Annotated in this window: 30 protein-coding genes and 3 pseudogenes; 14 read left to right on the forward strand and 19 right to left on the reverse strand. The window is 70.6% G+C overall.

The features are described from left to right. The first annotated feature begins 267 nt into the window (after positions 1 to 267). Complete coding sequence (locus ACZ3ZD_RS31150; RefSeq protein ID WP_467404761.1) at positions 268 to 825, forward strand: GNAT family N-acetyltransferase; 558 nt, start codon at positions 268 to 270, stop codon at positions 823 to 825. A 95-nt stretch (positions 826 to 920) separates the two neighbouring features. On the opposite strand, the gene ACZ3ZD_RS31155 is transcribed toward ACZ3ZD_RS31150, so the two are convergent. The 7 genes from ACZ3ZD_RS31155 to ACZ3ZD_RS31185 all read right to left on the reverse strand — a co-directional run bounded on the left by ACZ3ZD_RS31155 (position 921) and on the right by ACZ3ZD_RS31185 (position 5,440). After that, the gene (locus ACZ3ZD_RS31155; protein WP_467404604.1) at positions 921 to 2,216 is read right to left on the reverse strand and encodes a cytochrome P450; all 1,296 of its coding nucleotides are present in this window, start codon (positions 2,214 to 2,216) and stop codon (positions 921 to 923) included. A gap of 465 nt (positions 2,217 to 2,681) precedes the next feature. Continuing rightward, the gene (locus ACZ3ZD_RS31160; RefSeq protein ID WP_167345733.1) at positions 2,682 to 2,837 is read right to left on the reverse strand and encodes a DUF6131 family protein; all 156 of its coding nucleotides are present in this window, start codon (positions 2,835 to 2,837) and stop codon (positions 2,682 to 2,684) included. A gap of 90 nt (positions 2,838 to 2,927) precedes the next feature. After that, positions 2,928 to 3,536 carry an alkaline shock response membrane anchor protein AmaP gene (locus ACZ3ZD_RS31165; RefSeq protein ID WP_467404609.1) on the reverse strand — a complete coding sequence of 203 codons (609 nt, stop codon included), beginning with the start codon at positions 3,534 to 3,536 and terminating at the stop codon, positions 2,928 to 2,930. 29 nt (positions 3,537 to 3,565) lie between these two features. Beyond that, positions 3,566 to 4,252, reverse strand: a complete 687-nt coding sequence (locus ACZ3ZD_RS31170) for a DUF6286 domain-containing protein (protein WP_467404612.1) — start codon at positions 4,250 to 4,252, stop codon at positions 3,566 to 3,568. Positions 4,253 to 4,304: 52 nt separating this feature from the next. Continuing rightward, positions 4,305 to 4,712, reverse strand: a complete 408-nt coding sequence (locus ACZ3ZD_RS31175) for an Asp23/Gls24 family envelope stress response protein (protein ID WP_467404614.1) — start codon at positions 4,710 to 4,712, stop codon at positions 4,305 to 4,307. Beyond that, positions 4,709 to 4,879: a hypothetical protein gene (locus tag ACZ3ZD_RS31180; RefSeq protein WP_467404783.1), complete on the reverse strand. Its 171-nt coding sequence runs from the start codon at positions 4,877 to 4,879 to the stop codon at positions 4,709 to 4,711. The genes ACZ3ZD_RS31175 and ACZ3ZD_RS31180 overlap by 4 nt, the downstream gene beginning before the upstream one ends. A 72-nt stretch (positions 4,880 to 4,951) precedes the next feature. Then, positions 4,952 to 5,440 (reverse strand): Asp23/Gls24 family envelope stress response protein, encoded by a 489-nt coding sequence (locus tag ACZ3ZD_RS31185; RefSeq protein ID WP_467404763.1) that lies wholly within the window; start codon positions 5,438 to 5,440, stop codon positions 4,952 to 4,954. Positions 5,441 to 5,593: 153 nt separating this feature from the next. Here ACZ3ZD_RS31185 and ACZ3ZD_RS31190 point away from each other — a divergent pair, with 153 nt between their 5' ends. From ACZ3ZD_RS31190 to ACZ3ZD_RS31205, 4 genes are all read left to right on the forward strand, one after another. Further along, on the forward strand, positions 5,594 to 6,214 hold the full coding sequence (locus tag ACZ3ZD_RS31190) for an RNA polymerase sigma factor (protein ID WP_467404616.1): 621 nt from the start codon (positions 5,594 to 5,596) through the stop codon (positions 6,212 to 6,214). Further along, the gene (locus ACZ3ZD_RS31195; RefSeq protein WP_467404619.1) at positions 6,205 to 6,843 is read left to right on the forward strand and encodes an Asp23/Gls24 family envelope stress response protein; all 639 of its coding nucleotides are present in this window, start codon (positions 6,205 to 6,207) and stop codon (positions 6,841 to 6,843) included. Before ACZ3ZD_RS31190 ends, ACZ3ZD_RS31195 begins: the two co-directional genes overlap by 10 nt. After that, the gene (locus ACZ3ZD_RS31200) at positions 6,843 to 7,205 is read left to right on the forward strand and encodes a hypothetical protein (RefSeq protein WP_467404620.1); all 363 of its coding nucleotides are present in this window, start codon (positions 6,843 to 6,845) and stop codon (positions 7,203 to 7,205) included. Before ACZ3ZD_RS31195 ends, ACZ3ZD_RS31200 begins: the two co-directional genes overlap by 1 nt. A gap of 185 nt (positions 7,206 to 7,390) precedes the next feature. Then, positions 7,391 to 8,101 carry a hypothetical protein gene (locus ACZ3ZD_RS31205; protein WP_467404624.1) on the forward strand — a complete coding sequence of 237 codons (711 nt, stop codon included), beginning with the start codon at positions 7,391 to 7,393 and terminating at the stop codon, positions 8,099 to 8,101. Positions 8,102 to 8,177: 76 nt separating this feature from the next. Here ACZ3ZD_RS31205 and ACZ3ZD_RS31210 read toward each other — a convergent pair whose 3' ends face one another. The 3 genes and pseudogenes from ACZ3ZD_RS31210 to ACZ3ZD_RS31220 all read right to left on the reverse strand — a co-directional run bounded on the left by ACZ3ZD_RS31210 (position 8,178) and on the right by ACZ3ZD_RS31220 (position 10,164). Then, positions 8,178 to 8,540 carry a hypothetical protein gene (locus tag ACZ3ZD_RS31210; protein ID WP_467404626.1) on the reverse strand — a complete coding sequence of 121 codons (363 nt, stop codon included), beginning with the start codon at positions 8,538 to 8,540 and terminating at the stop codon, positions 8,178 to 8,180. A gap of 52 nt (positions 8,541 to 8,592) precedes the next feature. Then, positions 8,593 to 9,213: pseudogene (locus ACZ3ZD_RS31215) on the reverse strand (IS630 family transposase); the annotation flags it as partial. Positions 9,214 to 9,294: 81 nt separating this feature from the next. Then, on the reverse strand, positions 9,295 to 10,164 hold the full coding sequence (locus ACZ3ZD_RS31220) for a LysR family transcriptional regulator (RefSeq protein WP_467404629.1): 870 nt from the start codon (positions 10,162 to 10,164) through the stop codon (positions 9,295 to 9,297). A 68-nt stretch (positions 10,165 to 10,232) separates the two neighbouring features. On the opposite strand from ACZ3ZD_RS31220, the gene ACZ3ZD_RS31225 reads away from it, so the two are divergent. The 3 genes from ACZ3ZD_RS31225 (at position 10,233) to ACZ3ZD_RS31235 (ending at position 13,371) form a co-directional block, all read left to right on the forward strand. Further along, positions 10,233 to 11,126 carry an EamA family transporter gene (locus ACZ3ZD_RS31225; RefSeq protein WP_467404631.1) on the forward strand — a complete coding sequence of 298 codons (894 nt, stop codon included), beginning with the start codon at positions 10,233 to 10,235 and terminating at the stop codon, positions 11,124 to 11,126. Between the two features lie 385 nt (positions 11,127 to 11,511). Then, a complete protein-coding gene (locus ACZ3ZD_RS31230; RefSeq protein WP_467404634.1) occupies positions 11,512 to 11,955 on the forward strand; it encodes an Rrf2 family transcriptional regulator in 444 nt (147 codons plus the stop codon). A 174-nt stretch (positions 11,956 to 12,129) separates the two neighbouring features. Further along, positions 12,130 to 13,371, forward strand: a complete 1,242-nt coding sequence (locus ACZ3ZD_RS31235) for an amidohydrolase family protein (protein WP_467404636.1) — start codon at positions 12,130 to 12,132, stop codon at positions 13,369 to 13,371. 119 nt (positions 13,372 to 13,490) lie between these two features. Here the strand turns inward: ACZ3ZD_RS31235 and ACZ3ZD_RS31240 are convergent, their stop codons facing one another. Next, positions 13,491 to 13,901: a MarR family winged helix-turn-helix transcriptional regulator gene (locus ACZ3ZD_RS31240; protein ID WP_467404767.1), complete on the reverse strand. Its 411-nt coding sequence runs from the start codon at positions 13,899 to 13,901 to the stop codon at positions 13,491 to 13,493. Between the two features lie 117 nt (positions 13,902 to 14,018). After that, positions 14,019 to 14,900, reverse strand: coding sequence for an NmrA/HSCARG family protein (locus tag ACZ3ZD_RS31245; RefSeq protein WP_467404638.1), 882 nt, complete (start codon positions 14,898 to 14,900; stop codon positions 14,019 to 14,021). Between the two features lie 100 nt (positions 14,901 to 15,000). Here ACZ3ZD_RS31245 and ACZ3ZD_RS31250 point away from each other — a divergent pair, with 100 nt between their 5' ends. After that, positions 15,001 to 15,480, forward strand: coding sequence for a MarR family winged helix-turn-helix transcriptional regulator (locus ACZ3ZD_RS31250; RefSeq protein ID WP_467404640.1), 480 nt, complete (start codon positions 15,001 to 15,003; stop codon positions 15,478 to 15,480). Positions 15,481 to 15,790: 310 nt separating this feature from the next. Here ACZ3ZD_RS31250 and ACZ3ZD_RS31255 read toward each other — a convergent pair whose 3' ends face one another. The 3 genes from ACZ3ZD_RS31255 to ACZ3ZD_RS31265 form a co-directional block, all read right to left on the reverse strand. Further along, the gene (locus ACZ3ZD_RS31255; protein WP_467404643.1) at positions 15,791 to 16,540 is read right to left on the reverse strand and encodes a 3-keto-5-aminohexanoate cleavage protein; all 750 of its coding nucleotides are present in this window, start codon (positions 16,538 to 16,540) and stop codon (positions 15,791 to 15,793) included. Between the two features lie 115 nt (positions 16,541 to 16,655). Next, positions 16,656 to 16,934 carry a hypothetical protein gene (locus ACZ3ZD_RS31260; protein ID WP_467404648.1) on the reverse strand — a complete coding sequence of 93 codons (279 nt, stop codon included), beginning with the start codon at positions 16,932 to 16,934 and terminating at the stop codon, positions 16,656 to 16,658. A 481-nt stretch (positions 16,935 to 17,415) separates the two neighbouring features. Further along, complete coding sequence (locus tag ACZ3ZD_RS31265) at positions 17,416 to 18,993, reverse strand: YibE/F family protein (protein WP_467404652.1); 1,578 nt, start codon at positions 18,991 to 18,993, stop codon at positions 17,416 to 17,418. 350 nt (positions 18,994 to 19,343) lie between these two features. Here ACZ3ZD_RS31265 and ACZ3ZD_RS31270 point away from each other — a divergent pair. Then, positions 19,344 to 19,533, forward strand: a pseudogene (locus ACZ3ZD_RS31270) (hypothetical protein); the annotation flags it as partial. Positions 19,534 to 19,735: 202 nt separating this feature from the next. Here the strand turns inward: ACZ3ZD_RS31270 and rpsN are convergent. Together rpsN and rpmB are read right to left on the reverse strand one after the other, a co-directional pair. Then, positions 19,736 to 20,041: a 30S ribosomal protein S14 gene (gene rpsN / locus ACZ3ZD_RS31275; protein ID WP_467404654.1), complete on the reverse strand. Its 306-nt coding sequence runs from the start codon at positions 20,039 to 20,041 to the stop codon at positions 19,736 to 19,738. Beyond that, positions 20,041 to 20,277, reverse strand: a complete 237-nt coding sequence (gene rpmB / locus ACZ3ZD_RS31280; RefSeq protein ID WP_467404657.1) for a 50S ribosomal protein L28 — start codon at positions 20,275 to 20,277, stop codon at positions 20,041 to 20,043. The genes rpsN and rpmB overlap by 1 nt, the downstream gene beginning before the upstream one ends. 81 nt (positions 20,278 to 20,358) lie before the next feature. Between rpmB and rpmG the strand changes: the two genes are divergently transcribed. From rpmG to rpsR, 4 genes are read left to right on the forward strand one after another with little or no spacing between them, the layout of a single operon-like run. Beyond that, on the forward strand, positions 20,359 to 20,523 hold the full coding sequence (rpmG, locus tag ACZ3ZD_RS31285) for a 50S ribosomal protein L33 (RefSeq protein WP_161297569.1): 165 nt from the start codon (positions 20,359 to 20,361) through the stop codon (positions 20,521 to 20,523). Positions 20,524 to 20,528: 5 nt separating this feature from the next. Continuing rightward, positions 20,529 to 20,786 (forward strand): type B 50S ribosomal protein L31, encoded by a 258-nt coding sequence (locus ACZ3ZD_RS31290; RefSeq protein ID WP_467404664.1) that lies wholly within the window; start codon positions 20,529 to 20,531, stop codon positions 20,784 to 20,786. Beyond that, a complete protein-coding gene (locus ACZ3ZD_RS31295; RefSeq protein ID WP_467404666.1) occupies positions 20,783 to 21,958 on the forward strand; it encodes a GTP-binding protein in 1,176 nt (391 codons plus the stop codon). The genes ACZ3ZD_RS31290 and ACZ3ZD_RS31295 overlap by 4 nt, the downstream gene beginning before the upstream one ends. 20 nt (positions 21,959 to 21,978) lie before the next feature. Then, a complete protein-coding gene (rpsR, locus tag ACZ3ZD_RS31300) occupies positions 21,979 to 22,221 on the forward strand; it encodes a 30S ribosomal protein S18 (RefSeq protein ID WP_467404669.1) in 243 nt (80 codons plus the stop codon). A 157-nt stretch (positions 22,222 to 22,378) separates the two neighbouring features. On the opposite strand, the pseudogene ACZ3ZD_RS31305 reads toward rpsR, so the two are convergent. Together ACZ3ZD_RS31305 and ACZ3ZD_RS31310 are read right to left on the reverse strand one after the other, a co-directional pair. Continuing rightward, positions 22,379 to 23,176: pseudogene (locus ACZ3ZD_RS31305) on the reverse strand (GNAT family N-acetyltransferase). Between the two features lie 249 nt (positions 23,177 to 23,425). Continuing rightward, positions 23,426 to 24,607 (reverse strand): GTP-binding protein, encoded by a 1,182-nt coding sequence (locus ACZ3ZD_RS31310; protein WP_467404672.1) that lies wholly within the window; start codon positions 24,605 to 24,607, stop codon positions 23,426 to 23,428. Positions 24,608 to 24,613: the final 6 nt, after the last annotated feature.

Genomic DNA, 24,613 nt, shown 5'->3' on the forward strand with positions numbered 1-24,613 from the left:
ACCGTCACGAAATCAGCGTAGGCAGCGGCACCGACACCGGCGAGTCCGCTGGCCCGGGGGCGGACAGCCCCGCTGAGTCCAATCCGCGGAGCAGTAGCGGGGCAGCGCCGGCACGGCCCCTTCTGACGCAGTCGGACGTGCGCCCGCTGCACGACTCCGCCGCCCCGCACGAGGACGGCGGTCAACGGTGAGACGGAGCACGGCGGGCAACGCCTGCATCGGCGTGCCTGTCGGCCTCGCGTGCACAGCAGCGTGATCAAATACGGTATGGCATCGTCCTGGACCGGTCATCGGGTACGCCTGCGCGCCGTCGAGCCCGAGGACTGGACGGCGTTCGCGCGTCTCGCCGACGAGGAGGGGCCGCGAGGGGGCCGGCTGGATCTGCCGAGGTCTGCCGAGAGCTACCGTGCCTGGGCGAAGGAGCAGGCCGTTGCCGAGTGTGATGACGACCGGTTCCGGTTGGTGGTCGAAGCGACGGCCACGGGAGAGCTGGTCGGTACGGTCGGCTCCCATCGCACCGGCCCCCGCTCGGGCTGGTTCGAGTTCGACATCACCATCAGCCCCGGCCATCGGCGCAAGGGCTACGCGACGGAAGCCGTGGTGCTGCTGCTGCGCTTCATGTTCGCCGAGCGGCGCTATCACAAATGCCTGGCGGCGGTCCTGGCCCACAATCAGGCATCGCTGGCACTGTTTCGTGGGCTCGGCTTCACCGAGGAGGGGCGCCTGCGGGAACACGTTTTCCTCGGCGGCCGACACCACGACCTCGTCATGATGGGCATGCTCGTCGACGAGTTCGACCGGCGACACACGATGAGCGGACCATGAGCCGGTGATCCGAGCGCGTGGGGAACGGCACTCGGATTGATCGACGTCCGTTGTCCGCGGGTGGAGGCGGCCTGCCACCGCGAGCAGGACTGCCCTCAGCCGCGCAAGGTGGCACGCAGGTGCAGGCCGGCGGTCGCGAGGCCTTCGAAGGTGGTGACCCGGTAGCCGGTTTCCGGTCCGGGCAGCTCGGCCAGGTGGTAGCGGCGGGCGGTCTGCGCGGTCAGGAGCGTGAGGATGGCCATGGCCAGGGTGGCTCCCTCGCAGCCGTGCGGCCCGGTACCGAAGCCGAGGAAGACCCCGGGTTTCACCGGCGAGCCCGCATCGTCGAGCCAGCGCTCGGGCCGGAACCGGTCCGGTTCTGGGTGTTCCCGTGCGTCGCGGTGGGCGGTGTAGGGGCAGACGAGAACGGTGGATCCGGCGTCGATGGTGTAGCCGGCGAGTTGAGTCTCTCGCGGGGCGCGCCGGGTGAGCAGCCAGCTCGGGGGGTGCAGTCGGAGCACTTCGCGTACCAGCGCCTGGGTGTACTGCAGGTGGTCGAGGTGGGTGCTGGTCGTCGTGGCAGGGTCGGCGGGCAGTACGGCGGCTTCGGCCGCGACGCGGTCCGCGGCCTCGGCGTATCGGGCCAGATGGAGCAGGATCCATCCCGCTGCCCGGGAGGGGGTCTCGAAGGTGGCGACGGTGATCCCGGGGAGGGTGTCGAGGATGACCTCTTCCGACAACGTGCCGTAGCGGGGGGAGGGCCGGAGCATCTGCCCCAGCACGTCGTCACCGAGCCGGCCCGAGGAACGGCGCCGGCGGACGACAGGCCGCAGAGCGTTGGTGAAGGCGACTTGCCGCCGTGTGCGGAACCGCCGTGCCGGTGTGGGGACCCAGCGCGGCCACACCCAGTGCGAGGGGCGTACGAGCACCTCCCGGGCCACGAAGAGCTGCCAGGCGAAGGGCAGCAGGGCGGGCGCGTCTTCGGAGAAGAGGTAGCGCACACCGGTCTCTGCCAGGACGGGCCGGACCAGGGGCAGAATCTCGACGTCCCGGCCCTTGGGCCACTGATCGGCAAAGCGAGCGGTCCCGGACGCGATCTCACCGGTCCGGGCCGCGATCGCCTGCGGGCGCAGTCCGCGCATACGGGCGGCGCGAGCGTGCGCCCGCTCCCCAGGTATCGGCGCTCCGCAGGCCAACGGCGGGAAGAGGGGCGAGGACGGCTTGGGGAAGTCCTGCGCACGGTGCAGGACCGCTTCACAGACCCCGGCCGTGGCGGCTACGTAGACACCCGGCTCCAGCTGCCAGACGTCCCCGCACGTGTCAGCGCCACGGCGCGCCAGTGCGAGGCGGTCGCGGCTCCAGGCCGCGAAGCTGCCTCCGGGCAACTGCGGCGGCTCATTCACTCGGCCCATGGGATCGCCCCTGACTTCTCGTACCAGTCAGGGCCGCCCGGTAGTCGCCGGCGACTACCGGCGAGCCCGCCGATATCGTCGGTCGCGGCCAGGAGCCGGCGGGAGCCCGGGGGCGCCCGCCGAACGTGTGGTCAGACCTTGTCGTCGCCGGTGTGCGTGCCCCAGTCGTGGGCCCCGTACGCACCGTAGTTGCGGGTGAAGGACAACTTGGCGAGCAGCTTGGCGATCATGAGGCACTCCTCTCGCTTGCCTTCAGCACCATGTGCCGTACGTCCAATATTTCCCATATGGCACATGGATTCAAGGCGCGTGCTCGCAGGCCGGGCCTGCGGCCTGACAGCACCTCCCGGTGCCGACGGTCGGCGCCGCGCCCGGCCGAGAGGCGTGGCGACGCGGGGCGTCCCATGCCGGTATGCGAGGGGCGCCGCCCGCGGCCCGAGCCGTCGCCGGCAGGCCTGACCCCGGTCACCAGTAATGGCGTCGACCCGCGACGGCGTGTCCCATCGCGCCGAGGATCCACAGGATGACTCCGACGACCGCCAGGATGATTCCGATGGTCCACAGGATGGATATCCCGGTGAGGAAGCCGATGACGAGCAGGATGATGCCCAAGACGATCATGGTATCTCCTCCTGGGGAGTTGAGCCGGTCACCTGCGGACTGCGAAAGACCGCAGGGGAGTTGAGCAGGGGAACGGTCGGGGCTCTCCCTTCACTCCGCACGGTGGGGCTTGTGGCGGGCGACGTCCAGGCGGACCTCGGTGGGCATGTCGGGGCGGCCGGTGGACCGGCGTGCGGTGCGGAGCGGGCCTTCGCAGAGGGCACCGAGGGTGGCGCCGGGCATGCCCTCGGGGGTGAGGGTGAGTCCGACGCGGGTGTGGTGGTGGGCAGGCCGGCCGGTGATGCGTACGGTCGCGTCGTCGACCCCCGGCAGGGCACCGGCCTCGGCCGCGATCGCGTCGGCGAGAGCGCGGTCGCGCAGTTCGACGCCCTCCTGCGGGGGTGTGCCGCCGACCGGCAGTGAGCCGGGGCGGCGCCGGCTCAGCTGGGCGAGCAGCCACCACAGGGCGAGCAGGGCGGCGAGGACGAGGGCGGCGATGACCGCGGGCCACCACCACCATCCCTGGCTGCTCCAGCGGGCCCGGTCGGCCGAGCCGAGCAGGACGTCGTCCGCGGCGGTCAGGGGCCAGCCGGCGGGCGGGACCAGATCATGTCGCCGGTAGAGATCGAGCCCGGCGAAGAGGATCAGCAGTCCGCCGCCGAGCAGGACCAGGCCGGCGAGGGCCAGCAGACTGCGGTTGAGCGCGGGTCGCGGCGTCATGGCGTGGGCTCCGGTGCTGCGGGTTGCGGTCAGTCGGTGCGTCGCCGCAGGCGTACGACGATGCGGGGAGGACGGGCGAGGGCCAGCCGGTCGCGTTCCTCGTCGAGGACGGCGGTGAGGTCGTCCTTCACCTGCTGGGGATCGCGGAAGCGGACGTCCGCACGGGCCTTGATGCGGTGGCGGCCTACCAGGACGTGCGCCGAGCCGACTCCGGGGACCCGCATCGCGGCGTCACGCAGCAGGCCGGCGGCCCCGTCACGGTCCAGGAAGGCCCGCAGCCGGCGGCAGTCGGCGGGGGAGCGCAGGGGCAGCCAGCGGCGCTGGCCAGGGGTGAGGGCCAGGACGATCAGCCAGACGCCGACGGCGGCGGCCACGGCGGCTCCCGTGAGCATCCACACGTCGTCCACGGGGCGGGTGGCCAGTTCGTCGGCCAGACGCCGTCGCCAGGCCGCCGCCGGGCGTCCCGCTCGTACGGCGACGACATCGACCAGCGCCGCGACCGCCGCCACGAGGATCACCAAGGCGACCAGCGCGGCCGGGATGCGGCGCGCGGACCACGGCCTGTGGGCTCGGTGCCCGCCGCCGCGCTCACCGGCCGTGAGGTCATCGCCGGACACGTCGCGTCCGGACGGATCGGGCTCCTTCGTCAGCGGCACCGCGGCACGGTGGGCGGACGGCGCGGAGCCGCGCCCGGGAGGACCGGGGTCTGGGGTCATCGTGCTCCTCCTTCCCGCGCGGCATGCCCGGCGCCCCGTGCCGCGCCGCCGCTCACCGGACCCGCCCCCGGCTCGCTCCGACGGCGGTCACCAGCCGTCGGACGGTGAGGGTGACCTCCCCGACACGCAAGCCGGTCAGCTCGGCCACCCGTTCGGCGACGTCCTGCTGGATCCGCTCACAGACTCGGGGGATGTCGGTGGGGTAGGGCAGGTCCAGGGCCAGGTGCAGGCGCACCGATCCGGTACGGACGGCGGCGGAGGCGCTCGGTGCCGTCGGCCCGCCCCGGTCCGGCGGTACGGCTGCACGCCGCGACTGGGCCGTGCGGGCCGCCTGCGTGGCGATACGGGCCACCACCCTGTCCGGGATGACGGTGGCGCCCCGCTCGGCCGGGGGCGGCAGGCCGGCGGCCGGCGCCGGTGGGCCCGACGCCTCGCCGGCGGAACCGGGCTGGGCCTTCACCGCCGCCTCCGTGACCGGACGTCGAGGTCGCCCTGCAGGGCGAGTCCGGCGATCAGGCCCGCCGTACCCAGGACCAGCACCAGGAGGAACGCCCAGAAGCCGCCGAAATACCCGGCGAAGCCAAGGGCCATGCCCGCCGCGAGGCCCGTCGTTGCTGCGTTCATCATGCACTCACCCGTCTCGCGCACCTGCGTCACCGTGAGCGCGATCTACCGCGCCCGCGGGGGCCCGGCGGTGGATCACCTCACGCGGCCCTCGTCCGGTGCGGCCTCTTCCTCCTCGTCGGGCAGGTGGACGTCGTCGACGGCGATGTTCACCTCGACGACCTCCAGACCCGTCATCCGCTCCACGGCGCTGATGACATTGGTGCGGACGCCGCCGGCGACGTCGACGATGGAGACGCCGTACTCGACGACGACGTCCAGGTCGACAGCGGCCTGACGCTCGCCGACCTCGACCTTCACTCCCCGCGCGACGCCTCCGCCTCCTCCACCGGGAACGCGTTCCCGCACGGCGCCGAGGGCGCGGGCCATCCCGCCGCCCAGACTGTAGATGCCCGGTACCTCACGGGCGGCCATGCCCGCGATCTTGGCCACTACGCCGTCCGCGATGGTGGTCTTCCCCCGTGTCTCGGGCGGAGTCCCGGCTCCGGTACGGCCCTTCAGCGCGCTCACGCCCGTGTCGGCGGGCCTGCCGCCCCCGCCGACGCTGGTGATGTTCTCCGTCATGGCGGTCGCCTCGATCGGTCGGTCGGACACCGGTGTGGCGCCCTCGAAACGTTGGACATGCCGGACGACGCATTCCTCACGCGTGCGGCATGTGATGTGAGTCACAGAAGCCGGGGGGTACACGGGTGGTCCGAAGCCTTGTGCGGGGGCGTCATGATCGAACACGCTGTCCCATCATTGCCGGACCGCGACCTGCCGGACCGCGACCTGCCGGACCGCGACCTGCTGGGGCGAGACCTGCCGGACGCGCTGCTGGCCGTACGGGCGGCCGAGGGGGACGAGGACTCTTTCGCCGTCCTCGTCCGGCGGCACGGGCCGTCCCTCCTCACCCTGGCCCGCTGCATGCTCGTCGATCCGCAGGATGCCGAGGAGGCCGTTCAGGACGCCTTCGTCAGCGCCTGGCGGCGACTGCCGGAATACCGCCACAGCGCGGAGTTCGGCACCTGGATGTACCGGATCACCGTCAACCGCTGCCTGACCCTGCGCCGGCGCCGGCCGCCGCCCCTCTCGCTGGACGCCGTCGCCGAGCCCGCGGCGGGAGACGCCTGGAGCCAGCCCGCCCGGTACGCCGAACAGGACGCGGCCACCGACGCCCTGTCCCGTGCGCTCCGCGAGCTGGACGCCGGGCAGCGGCTCTGCTGGGTCCTGCGGGAGGTGCAGGGCCTGTCGTACAAGGAGATCGCCCACGTGACACGGGCCACCGAACCGACCGTGCGCGGCAGGCTGTTCAGGGCACGCCGATCCCTGCAGGAGGCGATGGGCCCATGGCGCTAGACGACCCGCACCCGCGGCCCTCAGATCCGACCGAAGCCGACGGGCCCCCGTTCGAGGGCGATGAGGTACTCCCTTGCGGCCGCCTGCTGAGCCGGGTCTGGGAACAGGGGTACGACGCACTGCCGGCCACGGACCCGCACACCGTCTCCTGTCCTTACTGCCGCGAGGCAGTCGAGGCACTGGCCACGGTGAACGCGGCTGCCCGCGCGCTGCGCGCCGAGCGCGCACCCGGCCTGGCCGCCCTCACCGACCGCGTCATGAACATCGTCCGGGCAGAGGTACGGCTCGGGCGGCTACTGCCTCTGGCGGACCCGGACCGGGACCTGCGGATCGCCGAGAGTGCCGCGGCGAAGGTCCTGCGGCGGGCCACGGACACGGTCCCCGGTGCCAGGGCGGCGGGCTGCCGTCTCGCACCCGAGGGGGAGGGCACCGACGTACGGGTGACCATGACCCTGGCCGCCGCTCTCGACCGTCCGCTGCCCGACCGGGTCCACCAGGTACGCCGAGCAGTCCTCCACTCGGCCGGACAGGACCTGGGTCTCGCCGTGTCGGCCGTCGACATCACCGTGGTCGACGTACTGGAGCCGTGGCCGTCCGGCCCCGGTCCCGCGACCGGCGGGGGCACGTGATGACCGCCACCGGCACCACCGCGCTCCTCGGCGTCGCGGCCGAGGCGGCCCTCGCGGTCCCCGGTGTGGCCGGCCTGCAACCCCGTCTCGCCCACCGCCTCGCGGCAGCCGCCGCGCCTGCTCGGGCGAACACCGCGCCCCACCGCACGCCACCCGAGGCCGGCGCCCGCGCCGACGGGGCGCCGAGCGGTTCGGGATGGCACATCGAGGTGCGCTGCGTGTTGACAGGGGGACGGCGGACGCTGGACATCGCCCGGAACGTGCACGACCGGGTGACTGCCGCCGTCATCGCCCACCTCACCACCCACGGTGCAGCGGAGCCGGTCACCGTCTCCGTCACGGTGACCGGTGTCGCCGCCTGACACGAATCCCACGTTCTGGCCCGTCATCCCGCGAAAGGTGCCCGGTCACGGGCACGTGGGGCACGTCGGCCGGTTCGAGGCCGAACAAGACCCGCACTAGCTGCTGCTGTGCTCCTACACCGTCGGCCGCTGGGACCTTGCCGGTCATACCGCCGGACACAGAACCGGCCACCACGACCCGGCTCATGGCCACGGCCACCGACCCGTCGCGGACCCTCACGGCGACGGGCCTGACCCATGAGGACGAGCGCTTCCGGTCGCCCCAGTGGACTCCGTCCGATTGCCGACGCATCCCCCGAGGTGACCAGCCGACCCTGCGCCAGGAACAAGGGCTTCTGAACCGGCCGTTCGCCTCTCCGCACGCGAGTACAACCGGGTGCCGAGCGCAGGATGAGTCGCGTGTCCGGTCCTTCGAGCGCCAGGCCCGTCCTCTGAACCGAGGTGCCGAACGCATTGCTGACCAGTCCGCTCAGCAGCAGGACCGTCGACTCCGCACTGTCCTCGGCGCCGCCCATGCCCTCAAATGCGACGCGCGGGCGGCAGCAGGCGCCACGGGCGCTCTCCGGGTGGCCGGCGAGCAGCATGCGAGCCTGCTGAGTGTTCCAGGGGCGGGGGCCTGCCCGGTGCGGCGTCGGCCGTGTCGACGGATGCCGGCCACGAGTGGGCGAGAAGCCGACTTCGCGTCGCTGGCTCTGATTGGGAAGCCGGGGGCGGAAGAACGCGCCGAAGCCCAGCACATCAGGACGGCGTTCAAGCATCCGGAGGACACCAAGCCGTACATGTCGGCCAGGGAGGTGCCCGGTCAGACCGTCAAGGACCCGCTGCACCGGACAGTGAGCGCGAAACGGAACGAGGACAACTGCAAGGCGGCGAAGAAGCAGTGCAGACGCTACTGAACTTGAACTCGTGATGTCGGTCGGCTCGTGGTGACGGCGTCAGGGTCCGAGACCGCCGGATGTTGCCAGCGCGGGTTCAGGACGGTGGCTGCAGCCAGCGCCGCGCTGCGGCGAGATTCACCTCGACGTCATCGCTCCAAGAGCAGACCTCCAGCCCTGAGAGGTAGCCGCCTTGCGCGAAGACCAGGACCTCGCCAGGGCACTCGCCGGTTTCGGTGAACAGCTGTACGTCGGCAGCCACGACGGTGCCGGGGCCCGTTGGCGCGGGCTCCACCGCATCGGCGTCGACTTCGAAGTAGGCAGTGCCGCAACCGCACTTACAACGGGATCGCACCGTGAGTTGGGGCACCTGCCGTCGGAGGGCGACGTGAGCGGGCTCGTCCGGCTTCAGGACGAGGTCAAGCACGTCGGCTACGTCCTCGGGCAGGCTGTCAGTCATGCCGCCACCGTAGCTGACCAGCGGCTTTGGGATTCGGTCAATTGCGGGTCCGTCAACCCGACGCTGACAGGTCCAGGGGCAGGTCGGTACCGGCGAGGCAGCCGTCGATGACCTCCGGCCGGTACTGCAGCATCTTCAGTTTGCGCTTCACGGCACGGGTGATCTGGCCGAGGTCGGCCGCGGCGAGGTTGCCGATGTCGCGCTCGACCAGCGACCAGACGCCCTCGGTGGGGTTGAGGTCCGGCGCGTAGGTCGGCAGTTGGAACACGGTGAGCCACTCGGCGTTCGCGTCGATGAACTCCTTCATGCCAGCCGTCAGGTGGAGGCGGACGTTGTCCCAGACGAGCACGATCGGGCCGCTGAGCTGGATGCGGGCGCGGACGATCAGGTCGCGGAAGTCGCGCCAGCCGAAGCCCTTCGGTTCGTCCTTGCGGCCCCGTTACTCGCGGATCGCGTAGATCAGCCGGGACCGTTCGCCGGACTTGTAGCAGGCCATGCCCGCCATCGACACGCGCCCCGAGACCCGGCCCCTCACACTTGCGACTGGGGTCCGGCCGATCCGGCCCCAGGTCCTGGCACGCGGCGGAGTCATCGACTGCCCAGCCTCGTCCTCGAAGACGATCCAGGCACCACGTTCCGCCGCGGTGCTCTTACCCGCGGCCAGGTCTCCTTTTCCACTTGTTCGGTACGTCGATGCGCGTGGATCCATCTCTTCTGCCTCTGCCGCGAAACCGGTAGCACATGGGCTCGGGTGTCAGGCGTCTTCGCGGTAGAGGTCGGTGAGCAGGGCGACGGCGGCGTGGGTGGCCGGGTGGGGGTCCTGTCGGCCCCAGATGAGGTGGACGGGGACAGGGGCAGCGTCGCGCAGGGGGCGATAAGTGATGCCGTCGCGGCGGTACTGGGCGACGGTGGCCTGCGGGGTGACGCCGACACAGCGGCCGGCGGCAATGGTGGCGAGCCAGTCGTCGACGTCGCGGGTGTACTCCACGGCAGGGCGGGCGTCTTCGGGCCACAGTTCCAGGGTGGTGGTGCCGGTTCGGCGGTCCACCACCAGGGTGCGCTCGCGGATCTCCGCCAGGCGGATGCTGCGACGTCTGGTCCATGGGTCGTCGGAGGCGAGGGCGACGTAGCGGCGTTCGTGGCCCACGAGGGCGTGGGCGTAGCGGCGGGTGTCGACGGGGGTGCGGAGGACGGCCAGGTCGCACAGGCCCTCGGCGAGGCCGCCGGTGGGGGTGTTGTGGCGGATCAGGTGGAGTTCGACGTTGGGGTAGCGGTCGTGCCAGCGGCGCTGGAACTCGGCGGTGTGGCGGCCCATCGCGGACCAGGCGTGGCCGATGTGCAGCCGGGTGTGGCCGGTGGTGGCCTGGTGGACCAGTTCGTCGGCGTCGACCAGGAGATTCCGGGCGCGGGCGAGAACCTGCACGCCTGCGGTGGTGGGGGTGACAGTGCGGCTGGTGCGGTGCAGCAGTCGCACGCCGAGGATGCGCTCCAGTGCGAGCAGTGTGCGGGAGACCGCGGCCTGGGAGACGCCCAGCTCGATCGCGGCGTCGGTGAAGCTGCCGGTGTCGACGATCTCGACCAGGCAACGCAGGTGCCGCAGCTCCAGTTCCGTACGACCATCCATACGTCCAGCGTATAGCTGGGGGTTCGGATGCATTTTGCGTATGCGTCGCTCTGGCGGATGGTCGTGCCATGACACTCGAAGCTCGCGCAGAGACTTCGGCCGCCGCGGCGCAGGCGTCGTCGCCCCGGTGGTCCGGGGTGGCGCTGATGATGGGCAGCGGCCTGTCCAACCAGGTCGGAGCATCAATAGCCGCGCTCGCCTTCCCGGTGCTGGGGCCGGCGGGAGTGGTGGCGGTGCGCCAGTGGGTGGCCGCCGTGGTGCTGCTGAGCGCCGGCCGGCCGCACCTGCGTTCCTTCACCGCCGCGCAGTGGCGTCCGGTCCTTGGCCTCGCCGCGGTGTTCGCGACCATGAACCTCACGCTGTATGCGGCGATCGACCGGATCGGGCTCGGCTTGGCGGTCACTCTGGAGTTCCTCGGCCCGCTCGCTGTGGCGCTGGCAAGCTCTCGCCGGCGTATCGATCTGGCCTGTGCTCTCGCCGCCGCGGTGGGCGTGGTGGTCCTCACCCGCCCCCGGCCCAGCACGGACTATCCCGGCATCGGCCTGGCCCTGATCGCCGCCGTCTGCTGGGGCTGTTACATCCTGCTCAACCGCACCGTGGGCGAGCGCCTGCCCGGGCTGCAGGGATCGGCCGCCGCCGCGGCCGTCTCCGGCCTGCTCTATCTGCCCCTCGGCGCTGCGGTCCTGCGGCTCCACCCGCCCACCGTCGGCGCCCTGCTGTGCGCGCTGGCTGCCGGTGTGCTGTCCTCCGCGGTGCCGTTTCTCGCCGACCTGCTCGCGCTGCGCCGGGTCCCCGCCCGCTTCTTCGGGATCTTCATGAGCGTCAACCCGGTGTTCGCCGCTCTGATCGGCATGCTCGTCCTCGACCAGCACCTCGGTGCGGCGTCGTGGCTGGCGATCACCGTGATTGTCACCGCCAACGCCGTCTCCGTGGGCACCGCCGCCGGCCACTCGGAGAAGTAGACCCACCTCTTGCGGTGAGCCCGCGTCGACGCAGCCGAGCGCCTTGCGTGCGATGGACAGCTCGCGGTTGACGGTATCGGCGTCCATCTCGTCCGCCCGGGCCGCCGCCGGTTCGGTCGGCACCTCGGGCGGCGCCGGGTCGTCGATCGCGGTGACGGGGACGGCAGGCGGCTTCGCGCCCCGGCGGGTGGGCCCGGTCGGCGCGGTTTCGCCGGCGAGCATCCCTCCCCACCTCGCCAATGAGATCCGGTAGATCCGCGCGGAGGACGTCGCAATGCCCGCGCCGGCCGCAGTAAATCCGGCATTTACTGCGCCTCGGTTGGATTACCGATTCAACTGCAACTACTGTGGTTGCAGTTGAATCGATGACGGCAAGGAGCAGGAGATGGCGGGGCTCAGCAGTAGGAGCGCGGTCGCGATTCACGCGCTGGCGATGCTGGCGCACCGGCGTGGGGGCTCGTTGACTTCCACGGAGATCGCGGACAGCCTTGAAAGCAATCCGGTCCTCGTGCGGCGTATCCTCGGCCGCTTGCGAGACGCTCACCTGGTGTGGTCCGTCGAGGGTCGGGGAGGCGGCTGGTCCCTTGCTCGCGCCCCGCGGGATATCACTCTCTATGACGCGTACGCCGCCGTCGAGGAAGGGCAGATCTTCTCGCGGCACACCCATCCACCCAGCGGGGCCTGCGAGGTCGGACGCAGCATCGGCGATCTGCTCGACGTCGAGTTCCGGAGCGCGGAACGAGCCCTGGAGGAACAACTCGGCAGGACGACGATCGCCGGCCTACTGCATCGGATACTGGCCTCCGACAACGAGCCGAGGAATCACTGATCAGGCGCTGACGCATGCCCACCCTGCGTCATGACGCACGGCTTAACTGTAACTGGGTTAGTTGCAGTTTTTCCGGTCCGGGCCCTCCGGGCGGCTCCCGCTGTCAGCGGCCGCGTGATCCGCCCGCGTGCACTGCGGCCCGAACACCTACTCAACGCAGCAGGAGTGAGAGCGATGCCCCAGGAACCCGAAGCAATCGCGAGCACGGGGGCTCGTGGTCCCGCGACCTACGACCTCGTGATCCGCCGCGCACATGTCTTCGACGGCCGCCGGGCGCTCGCCGGTCTGTACGACGTCGCCATCAACGGCGGAGAGATCGCTTCCGTCTCGGCCGAGCCGCTCAGGGGCAGCCAGGAGGTGGATGCGGCCGAAGGATGGGTCATGCCGGGCCTGATCGACACTCATATCCACTTCTACGACGTGCGCGCGGTCTCGGATCCGGATTCGATGCGGGCCTTCGAGGAGTACGAACTTCCCGGAAGGCTCGGGCTGTTCCTCGAACACGGGATCACCACCATCAAGTCGGTGGGCGATCCGACGGACGGAATTCTGGACACGCGGGCGAAAATCGCCGCCGGCACGCTACAGGGCCCGCGACTGCTGGCGACCGGTTGCGGTATCACCGGACGCGACGGGCATCCCGCCGCCACGGTCTTCAGGGTCAACCCCTGGGCGCGCGAGCGCTTCACGGGAGAGGTCGACAGCGTGCAGCAGATCCGCGACCTGGTGCACCACCTCGCTGACCGCAAGGTGGACGCGGTCAAACTCCTGTCGGAAGGCGCGTGTGCGCACGCCGGCGGGCCGAAGTACCTCTGGCGGAATGCTGCCTTTCCTGGTGGTGTCGAGTTGGAACGGCTTCCCCTCGATCTCCTTCGGGCGGGCATCGAGACCGCGCACGAGCGGGGCCTTCGGGTTACCGTCCACACCACCCAGCAAGCCGCGGCACGCGAGGCGATCGAGGCTGGGGCGGACGGCCTGGAGCACGGTGTCACCGTCGAGCCCCTCACCGACCACTCGCTCATCGACCTGATGCTCGAAGATGGCATCACCTACACGCCCACGCTCTGGATCGACGATGCCCACCCGGACGCCCGTGGCAATCTCAAGAAGGTCGCTGAGGCCGGCGTGCACATCGCGCTGGGCAGCGACACCTTCAGCGGTCGGGGCCTGTTCGGAGCCAACACCCTGGAGGAGGCCGAACTCATGGTGGCGGCCGGGATGACGCCCACCCAGGTACTGGCCGCAGGCACCAGCGGCGCGTCGCGGCGGTGTGACCGCCCCGACCTCGGCACGGTAGCCCCCGGCAAGCGCGCCGACCTGCTCGTGCTGAACGCTGATCCCACTGCGGACATCGGCAACCTTCGCGACCTCAGCGTAGTGATCCTGAACGGCGGGCTCGTCGTAGACAAGCGCTAGGCGCGCGCGTGGCAGGACGTCCTCCCGCCGCTTCCCCCCGGGGGGGAACCACCCGTGAAAACCTGGTTTATCACCGGCTTCCGTAACAGGAGCGCGAGGGTCGGGCCCCGTATCCCCGCCTATGACGCCTCACCCTCCAGGTTGTGGCTCATGCGCTCCAGGACTCGAATGACTGTGCGGTATTCGTCCAGGGAGATGCCGGTCGTGGACAGTTCGCGGAACGTGTCGACGCGGGCAGCCACGTCGGTCAGGCGCCGGCGGCCACCAGGCGTGAGGGTGAGCCGGCCCGGTGCGGGACGCTCTGCCCAGCCGTCGGCCAGAACGGTGTCTATGGCCCCGGTCAGCACGGCGATGTCGGCGTTGGCGGTGAGGATCGAGAGGATTTCGGTGTCGGAGGCCTCTGAGGTGTCGTGGACGACGTTGAGGACCTGCCAGGCGATTCGTGTGAGGCCGAACTCCTCCAGCATGTTGTTCATGGAGCAGGTGAGGGCCTTGTCGGTGCGGTTGAGCCAGTAGCCGATCGGTTTCATGAACACGCTCTTTCAGTAGTGGGCCGGGTTGTCGGGCAGGGCGGTGCCGGTGAGCTGATACGTCAGGGGAGGGCGTTGCTGGTGGAGGCCTGCGGGCGCAGCCGCAGTCGGAGAACGTCACTGACGCTCGGGCCTCCGGGACAGGAGCGTGGGCCAGTCCTGGGCGACAGCCCAATCGGTGAAAATGTGCCAGCCGACTTCGGGGTAGTCGCGGCGGAGCCCGGTGACGTCGACCTCCAGGCCGGCGGTGATGAAGTACTCGAACATGGCTGCCAGATCATCCGATCGGGTCCGGACGTAGGCGAGGGGTACCTCCTGGTGGGCGACCGGGAGACCGATGGCTGTCGCGAGGATCTCCGCGATCTCCGCGGGGGTGCGCACGTCGGCGGCGATGTCGATGCGGTGGCCGGTGAACTCGTCACGGCGCTGGAAGACCAGGGCAGCGAAGGCTCCGATGTCGGCAGCGGGGATGAGGGAGAGGGGCCGGTCGGCGGGCATGGGCCAGGCGAAGGTGCCGGCACCCAGCCCGTCGAGGGTCCAGCCGCTGGTGTGGTTGTCCATGAACGCGGCTGGGGCGATGACGGTCCAGGGCACCCCGACGGCACGCAGGTGCTGCTCCACCAGGTGCTTGCTCTGGTAATGCGGGACGCCGGTACTCCGGTCCGCGTGGGCTGCGGAGGCGAACACGATGTGCCCGAGACGGGCCTGTGCCGCGGCATCGACGAGGGCGGTGCCCTGCCGGACTTCGGTGGCGGTGTCGGTGCCGAACGGGGTGGTGACCGCGAAGAGGGCGTCGGCTCCGGTGAGGGCGGTCTTCAGCGACGAGGGGTCGTCGAAGTCGGCGTGACGTATACGGGCACCGAGGCTGCGCAGGGCGTCGGCGGCGGGTGCGTCAGGTCTGCGGGTGAGCGCGCGAACCTGGTGGCCGGCTGCCAGCAGCGCTCGGGCGGTGGCCCCACCCTGGGCTCCGGTGGCTCCAGTGACGGCAACGGTGAGCATGGTTCTCCAACGGGTAGTATCGCTGCGTAGCGCATTAACTGCGTCAAGCAGGAGACTATCGAGAATCGCTGCTCCGCGCAGCGAATCGGAGTGTGACCCAGTGACAGACTCACATCGGGCCCGGCTCTACGAGGAGCTGTCGATGGAGTCCCGCCGCTACCTGGCGGCATACGTCCTGTTCAACCAGGCCATCGCCGACCATCTCGGACTGCACCCGACCGACGTGCAGTGCCTCAGCCTGCTGACAGCCGAACCCGGCCCACTCACGGTCAAACAGATCGCGGACATGACGGGCCTGACCACTGGCTCGGCGACCCGCCTGGTCGACCGACTCGAACGCGGCGGCTACGTGCTCCGCGCCCCCGACCCACAGGACCGCCGCCGCGTGCTGGTCAGCCCGGTCCCGGAACGCGTCGCCCGTGTCACCGCAGTATGGGACGACCTCGGCCAGGCTTGGCAGGAACTCCTGGACGACCACACCGAGGGTGAAGTCGAAGTGATCACCCGGCACATGCGGCGGGCACGCGACCTCAGCCACGCCCAGATGCAACGCTTGCGGGCCCGCCCGAAGCCGGGCTGAGAGCCCGAACGTGCCTGATGTGGCTGTACCAGGTGGAGTAGATCCGTCGGCTGATCCTGAACTACCCGGCAGCACATCGCGTGCGGGTGAGATGTCCTTCCCCCTGAGAGCAAGCTCGCCGGCGGGGGCATTCCATCGCTGGTTGCCGGTCGCAACGCCGCTGACAGTCCCGACACGGCTGCGGTGAGGGCTTCGCCCTCCCGACGGAACGCTTCGGGCACGTGGTCCCGGCTCACCCCGGACGCTACCCAGCGGGCCCGCCGGTGTCCTCCGTATCTCCGAGTCGGGATCCTTCCCCTGCGTCGCCGCGTCAGGATCCGGCGGCTTCGTGGGCCGGGCCGGCGTCCGGATGCCGGAGGGTTGCGCGGGCCTCGCGGACGAGGGCGGCGTTGTCCCGCGCGGGTGTGCCGTCGGGGAGGTGGAGCACGTCCTCGAAGCCGATGCGGGTATCGAGGCCACGGGCTGCCGCGAGCCGCAGGACGGACCAGGCGGCCTCGTCCTGGCCGTGCAGGAGGAGCGGCGCGGAGGCTGCTTCCAGCTCGCCCAGCAGACGGTTCGCGGCGTCCAGGGCCTCGCGTGGGGCGGTCTCGGTGACCTCGGCCAGGACGCGCAGTACGCGGTGGGCCTGCGGCCAGGCCAGAAACTGCCGCGCCGCCGCTGTGCCGGAGAAGATGCCGGCCTCGATGCCGACCCCGCGGTCCAGCAGCACCGCGGCGACCTCGCAGGCGCCGTCCTCGTGCCAGTTGACGGAGGCGTGGTCGGGAAGCACGGTCCATGCCGCGATCCGTGCGACGCGGTCCTGGGGGTCGGGGCTGGCCCACGCGCCTGTGGTGACACCCACGGGGATGTCCGGGACGGCGGCCCGTACGGCGCTGACGGCGGCGGCGACGGCGGCTGCCTCCAGCGTGTCCCGGCCTTCGCTGTCCCTGGCGTGCAGATGGATGTTCTCGGCACCAGCGGCGACGGCGGCACGGGCGGCCGCCGCCAGTTGTTCGGGGGTGACCGGCAGAGTGGGGGATTCGGCGCGGCCGCGAGGGCCGTTGAGACAGACCTGCAACATGCCGCCATCCTCGCAGATCATGACGAAGGGCTGATAAGCGACCAATTGCACAGGGCGCAGACGACCCCACTGGCGGCTGTCGCCTGGAGAGGCGTGGTGCCCGCGATGCGGGATGTCATGCGTCGACCCAGCCGTTCCTGACGGCCAGGACGCCGGCCTGGAACCTGCTGTTCGCGCCCAAGCGCTGTGCCATCTTGCCGATCTTCCGTTCGAGGGAGGTGAGGGCTCCTTCGGTCTCGTCCGGCCCCTGCAGCAGGGTCGCCTGCTGCCAGTGCGCCTCGAAGAGGTCGGTGAGGAGATTCACGACGGGCGAGTCGTGGAGGAGGACCGCGCCCCGGCGCGTGTCCTCGGTCTGCAGCGGGATGACAGCAGCACGTTCGTCATAGATCAGCATCCGGGTCGGCAGAGTGGTCGTCAGCCGGACGGCGCCACCGGCCTGCTGCAGACGGCGCAGGTAGCGGTGGGTGGCGGCGTGTCCGGGCGCGGTGGTCAGGGAGAGGCTGCGCGGCCGTATGCCTCGGTCGAGCAGCCGCTGGTCCAGCGGCAGGGCCGCCTGGAGGGCGGCATCGCTCTGGCCGCCCCTGGGGAGCGAAACCGCCTGGAAGCCGTGACGAGGGCGGGAAGCTGTGGGGCGCGGGGATGGGGAGGGTGCGCGAGCCGGGAGGACGCACTGTCCCCACGGTCAGGCGTGCACATCGAAGAACCCGTACGTGGACCCATGAGGGTCTCGGCAGTGCCGGGCGTGGCCGCGCCGCGAGGGTCACGAGCCGCCGGGTTCACAGGACACGGTAGTTCGCACGCGGTGGCCGGCGGAGCAGCTCTGGTGAGGGGAGCCGTGAAGTCTGGAAAGCGAACGCTGGAAATGCTAGGCGACCTCATGAACGCTTCCGTCGACGTCCGCCCTTACTGACAGGTGCTCGGCCAGTGGCCGACGCGCCCCCTGTGGCCGCCTCCGCCTGCGGCCCGGGCCGGTCTGCCGAGACCACCAGGGCGGCGAGGAGCGTGGTGACGGGCACGGAGGCGACCAGGCCGATCGAGCCCACCAGCGTGCGCACGATCTCCTCGGCCACCAGCTCGCTGTTGGCGACCGTGGTCACGCCGCTCTGGGCGATGGAGAAGAGGAGCAGCAGCGGCAGCGCGGCGCCGGCGTAGGCGAGGACGAGGGTGTTGACGACGGAGGCGATGTGGTCGCGGCCGATGCGGATGCCCGCCCGGTAGAGTCCGCGCCAGCCCATCGTGGGGTTGGCGTCGTGCAGTTCCCAGACGGCCGAGGTCTGGGTGACGGTGACGTCGTCGAGCACGCCGAGGGAGCCGATGATGACGCCGGCGAGCAGCAGGCCGCTCATGTCGAGCTTCGGATAGAGGCCGTGGATCAGGCCGGTTTGGTCGTCCGTGTTGCCGGTGAGGGCGGCCCAGCCGATGAAAGCCGAGCCCAGGATGCCGATCAGCGCCAGCGAGAGCAGGGTGCCGAGCACCGCCACCGAGGTGCGGGCCGACAGGCCGTGGCACATGTACAGGGCGATCAGCATGATGGCGCTCGATCCGACGACCGCCACGAGCAACGGGTTCGAGCCCTGGAGGACCGCGGGCAGGATGAAGAAGTTCAGCACCAGGAAGCTGATGGCCAGGGCAACCAGCGCCATCACGCCCCGCAGTCGGCCCACTACCACGACGGCGAGCGCGAAGATGCCGGCGAGCAGGCCCATGGGGAAGCGGCGGTTGACGTCGGTGACCGAGTACTGCAGGTCCTTGGGCGCGGAGGGCTCGTAGGCAGTGACGACCTTCTCGCCCTGGTGCAGCTGCCGCGCCTGGTCGGGCTGCACGATCTCGGTGAAGGTACGGCCCTTGTCCTTGCCGGTGTCGATCCGGATCGTCGCCTTGTGGCAGGTGCCGTTCGCCTCCTGCTGCGCCGAGTTGCCCTCGGCGGTGGAGGTGTCGCCGGTGGGGGTCTCACCGGAGGCGTTCACCGACTTGCAGCTCACCTCGACGACCTTGGTGACCGTCGCCTGCTGGGTCTGCTGGTCGAAGCCGACACCGGTGCGCTTGTGCGGCGGGGCTCCGCCCGGCCACAGCACGACGAGCCCCACCACGACGGCGGCGGTGAAGGGGATCAGGATCGCCGCGATGACCTTGCGCAGGTGCCGGGACACCGGCGCGGCGGGCCCGTGGCTGTGACTGTGGCCGTGCGCGTGGCCGTGGCCGTGACCGTCGGTGCCTGCCCCGGGGCCTTGTTCGGCGCCGGTCACTGGTGCGTGCCCGTGGCCTGTCGCCTGAGAGGGAGCGGGAAGGTGGCCCGCGCCGGAATCGTGTCCGTAGCCGGGGTGGGCAATCGACTCAGGAGGATTCCGGTACCCGTAGTCGTGGCCGTACTCGCTCGCACGACCACTCCTGGTCCGGGGCAGGTCGCCGGCCCCGTTCCAGTCTCCGGCACTCTGCCGGTCAGCGGGTCCCATGCCGTCTCCCTCGCGGTTGTCCGTGCCCGTCCGGAGCCGGTCCTGCGCGGCGGCTCTGAGGAAGAGTACGGGAACGGCTGTGGGGTGGTCTCAGTCCGAGCATCGCCAGAAGGCCGAGCGTTCTGCTCACACCACGCGTTGGTCACGAGCCTCTTTACCGGCCGCATCTCCCGCACCCTCCCCGGATGCCCGCCGCTGTTGGAGAGCACGGCTCCTCCGCGGGTGTGCGGCAGGGCGCGAAAGGGGCGTGGTCGGCCGTAGATCCGTTCGCTCCCGGGGCTGGAGAGCCCTTCGCGGTGCGTTCCGAACGCGGATGGCCAGAGGCGCCGCGACGGTGCGTCGAGGATGCCGAGCTGACGGTGACCGCCGGTTCGACCACCCTGGTGACGTACTCGAACCTCAACAACAACTCCGGGTACGCGCAGAAGACCTTCGACCTGCCCTCGTTCGCGGGCCAGACGGCTGAAGTTCAACGGCGTGGAGGATTCCTCGCTGCAGGCCGGCATCGTTGTGGACGACACCGGCCTGACGGCCGGCTGATCTTCCGGTACGGCCCCGGTCCCCGCACGCTGAAGCCCTCAGCGTGCGGGGACCGGGGCCATACCCACCGGCTCGTCGCAGAACGCCACGAGCCGGTGCTGCCGCCCGCCCCCGTTCACAGTGGCGGAAGGTGTGGTCGGAACCGGGCACAGATCCGGGCTGCGTCGCCGGCGCGCCCGTCGTGAGCCTCTGGCGTGCCGGGTCACCAACTGCTTTTGGTCACGCCAGGGAGCTCGCCCGCGTGGGCCATCTCGCGTACGCGGATGCGGGACAGGCCGAAGGCGCGCAGGTAGCCGCGGGGGCGGCCGTCCACGCAGTCGCGATTGCGCAGGCGGGTGGCGCTGGCGTCGCGGGGATGCCGGCGTAGTTCCCGCTGGGCGGCGGCACGGTCCTCCTCGGAGCTTCCGGGGAACGCGATGACCGCCTTCAACGCGGCGCGGCGCGCGGCGTATCGGGCCACGATGAGGCGCCGCTGTTCGTTCTTCGCGATCTTGCTCTTCTTCGCCATCAGACCTTCCCTCCCCGGGCGCGGATGCGGGCCACCGCGGCCTCGACGCCGATCGTGTCGACCGTCTTGATGCCCTTGGTGGAGAGAGTGAGCCGGATGTGGCGGCCTTCACTCGGCAGCCAGTAGCGCTTGCTCTGGATGTTGGGGTCGAAGCGGCGCTTGCTGCGCCGGTGGGAGTGGGAGATGTGATGGCCGAAGCCCGGCTTTCGGCCGGTGAGTTGACAGTGGGCGGACATGGTTGTTCCTCCTTGGTGGTGGATGCAGCAGCACACTAGCCTCTAATGAAAATGAAAACCAATCTCATGTATGGTGTGTGCATGGCCCGTAACGAACTGCGCCCGATCATCAAGCTGAGGTCCACCGCCGGCACCGGCTACACCTACGTGACCCGCAAGAACCGCCGTAACGACCCCGACCGGCTGACGCTGCGCAAGTACGACCCGGTCGTCGCCCGCCACGTCGACTTCCGTGAGGAGCGCTGAGAGCCGTGAAGCCCGGAATCCACCCCGAGTACCGCCCCGTCGTCTTCCGTGACCGGGCCGCCGACTTCGCCTTCCTCACCCGGTCCACGGCAACGAGCGACAAGACCATCGAATGGGAGGACGGCAACACCTATCCGGTCATCGACGTCGAGATCTCCTCGGCGAGCCATCCCTTCTACACCGGCACCCAACGGGTCCTGGACACCGCGGGCCGGGTCGAGCGCTTCGAGCGGCGGTACGGACGCGGACGGAGCAAGCAGTGAGCGGAGAGCAGGCGCGGCTGCCGGTCGCGATCGTCGCCGGATTGCACGCGGACGCCCGCCGGGCCGCCGTGGAGGAGATCCTGCGTACGGTTCCCGGCGCGGTCGCGCTGCACCACGATCTGACGTCCGCCGTGGACAGTGCGGTGCACCGCACGGTACGCGACGCCGATGGTCTGCTGGGCAGTGGCGACGCACCCCTGGTCAACGACTGCGCGTGCTGCGCGCTGCGTGAGGACCTGGTGCCCGAACTGCTGCGGCTCGCGGGCGAGGGCAGGCATCGGCTGGCCGTCGTGGAACTGTGGGACTCCGTCGAACCCCAGGCCATGGCCGCGGTCATCGCCGCTGCGGGCCCACCGCTGGCGCTGACCGGCGTCGCGACGGCGGTCGATCCGGCACTCGTCCTGCCGTATCTGTCCAACGGCGACGACCTGGCCGACGTCGGCCTCGCCGCCGCCCCGACCGACCAGCGCACCGTTGCCGACACCTTCGCCCGGCAGCTGGAGTACCCCACGGTGATCGCCCTGGTCGAGGACAGCTCGCGCGGAGAGGACGGCGAGGCCGCCGACGACACCGACCACGCGCTGCTCGCTCAGCTCACACCGGGCGCACGAGCAGTACGCGTGGCAGGCGGCGGTCTGGGGGCCGCTCTGCTGGCGGGCTTCGACGTCGCAGCGGCCGCCACCCGCCTGCATCCCGCCTGCGCCCTTCTGCCGCAGGAGTGCGACGAGCACGGCGTGAGCACCTTCGTCTGGCGGCGCGAACGGCCCTTCCACCCACAGCGCCTCTACGCGGCGCTCGAGGACCTGACCTGCGCCGCCGCCCGCAGCCGTGGGCGGTTCTGGTTGGCCGACCGCCCCGACACCCTGCTGTCCTGGGACGCCGCGGGCGGCGCGCTGTGCGTGGAGTCGGCCGGCCCCTGGCTGGCCGCTCTGCCCGACGCGGCCTGGGAGATGGTGCCGGCCGAACGCCGCCTCGCCGCCTCCCTGGACTGGCACCCCGAACACGGTGACCGCTGCCAGTACCTCACCTTCACCTCGCCCGGCCTGGACCGCGACGGTCTGCCCGCCTTGCTCGACTCATGTCTGCTCACCGACGAGGAGTTCGCGGCGGGCAGGGAGCGCTGGAAACAACTCCCGCACGCCTTCGACGACCTGCTCGACCCCGTGACCTGAAAGAGAGGACCGACCTCACCATGCCCCGACGTACGAACACCGGGCGGCAGACCGCCAAGCGCCAGCGCACCAACCCGCTGGACGCCGCCGGTATCACCTACATCGACTACAAGGACACCGACCTGCTGCGGAAGTTCATCTCCGACCGCGGAAAGATCCGCAGCCGTCGGGTGACCCACGTGACGCGTCAGCAGCAGCGGCAGATAGCGCAGGCCATCAAGAACGCACGCGAGATGGCGCTCCTGCCCTACAGCTCCCGATAGTCGGCGCGCGTCAGCGCTTCTTTGCGTCCGGGTCCGACGGTGCCGCAACCCGCCTGGCCGTCGTGGCACCCAGCACCGGCGGCCCTGGTCATGGTCTCTCACTTCTTTCGTTCTGCGACAGTGTCCTCGGCTTCGTTCGGTGCGCAGTGACGGATCGTCAGCGACTGACGAGTTCCAGGGTACTGGCCGCGCGGCGGGCACCGATGCTCTCGAACAGGGCGGTGGCCGCCGCCTTGGACTCGGTCACCTCGGCCCATGCCGAAGCGGTCCCGGAGTGGTGCAGCGAACCCAGCGCGTGGGCCAGCAGCGCCCGGGCGATGCCGCGGCGGTGTCCGTCGGTCCGGACGGCGATCAGCCCGATCCGTGGCTGCCGGGTCGGCGGGGCCGCCCGGACCAGTCCCACGTACTAATCCACGTGCCGTGCCACCGCGTACTTCGACGGGTCGACCAGGGTGGTCCCCGCAGGGCGGGGCAGCACCTCGGCCGGCATCGTCCGCCATCCGACGGTGGCCTCGATCTCGTCGCGGATGAGGCGGTCCAGGGCGCGCAGTGGGCCCTCCTCCGCCTCACCGGCGGGCACGATCGTCATGCCGGACGGGGGCCGTACCGAGCCGAGCCCGGTGAGCTGCGGGTCGGTGGGCACGAGATAGCCCCACTCGCGGCGTGCGATGGCGAAGCCGGCCCGCTCCCAGGCGGACCTCGAGTCGTGGTCGGCCTCGTCGACGACGGTGTACAGCGGTGTCGGCAGGTCCGCCGGCATCGCGTCGGCGATGCGGTCGAAGACCGCGCCGTGCCACGCGTCGATGCTGACGAAGAGCCGTCCGTCGGGCCGACGCGAAGCGACGCCGCGGCCGACCGTCAGGTCGTCCTCCACGGCGTGCCACTGCGTTTCCGAGACCCGCGTGACCACAACCGGATGGCTGTCCGCGCCCGGAGCGGAATGCACAAAGTCCATAGGTGTTGCCTCTCAGGAGTGCCTTGTTGGAGGCGCTCCCGGCGACACCTACGTCAATCGCCCACCGTGACGACATGGGGGAGCACCCACAGGGATACAGCCTTCATGGGTCTCACCTCATCGCGTTCTCTCAGGGCTGCCCAGACGCTATCAGCGGGGGCCGGTCGGCCCAACGCGTTTATCCGAGTCGTGGTGTCCATACCGGGCCGGGCGGCGCCGTGGCTGTGTTCGCCGCCCGGCCCGGGGTCCTCAGGGGCGCGCCACGAGTTCGGGATGCTCATGCTCGCAGGTGTCGTCGATGCCGTAGGTGTCCCAGGTGGGGAACGGGTCCGTGGGCGGCAGGCTCTCGTCGTCGGCCATGAGGCAGTCGGTCAGTGCCGCGTGCAGTGCCTCCGTGTGCAGGTGCGTGCCGATGAAGACCAGTTCCTGAGACTCGGGGCTCTCGGTGTCGCGTGCGGCGGACGGTTCGAAGCGTGCGACGGAGCCGGCCTGTGACCACAGGCCCGTCACGTGCGGACGGCTGGCGAGAGTGAAGAAGCCCTTGGAGCGCAGGATCTGTCCGTATGCGCCGCTGTCGAGTTCCTCGGTCACGAACGTCCACAACCGGCCTGGATGGAAGGGACGTTCGGCGCGGAAGACGGTGGAGGAGATGCCGTACTCCTCCGTCTCGGGGACGTGGTCACCGTTGAGCTCCCGCACCCAGCCGGGGGCCTGTTGGGCGCGTTCCAGGTCGAACAGGCCGGTGCCCAGTACGTCGCCCACCTGCACGCGGCCGTGGACGGCCGGTACGACACGTGCGGCGGGGTTGAGGCGGGTGAGTGTCGCCCGCAGCCGGTCGGCCGACTCCTTGTCCACGAGGTCGAGTTTGTTGAGGACGATGACGTCGGCGAACTCGATCTGGTCCATCAGCAGGTCGCTGACGGTGCGTTCGTCGTCCTCGTACTGCTCCAGGCCGCGCTCGGCCAGCTCGTCGCCGCTTGCCAGCTCGGGCAGGAAGTTCGCGGCGTCCACGACCGAAACCATGGTGTCCAGGCGGGCGATCTCGCCGAGGGTGGCGCCGTCGTCGCGAGCGAAGGCGAAGGTCGCGGCGACCGGCATGGGTTCGGAGATACCGGACGACTCGATGAGCAGGTAGTCGAAGCGGCCCTCGCGGGCCAGCCGGTCGACCTCCTGAAGCAGGTCGTCGCGCAGGGTGCAGCAGATGCACCCGTTGGTCATCTCGACCAGGCGTTCCTCGGTGCGCGAGAGGGCTGCCTCGCCGCCGCGCACCAGGGCGGCGTCGATGTTGACCTCGCTCATGTCGTTGACGATCACCGCGACACGCAGTCCCTCGCGGTTGCCGAGGACGTGGTTGAGGAGGGTGGTCTTGCCCGCACCGAGGAATCCGGACAGGACGGTGACGGGCAGTCGGCCGGCGGGACCGGATGGCATCAACGC

The organism is Streptomyces sp. NPDC023481, assembly GCF_055560195.1.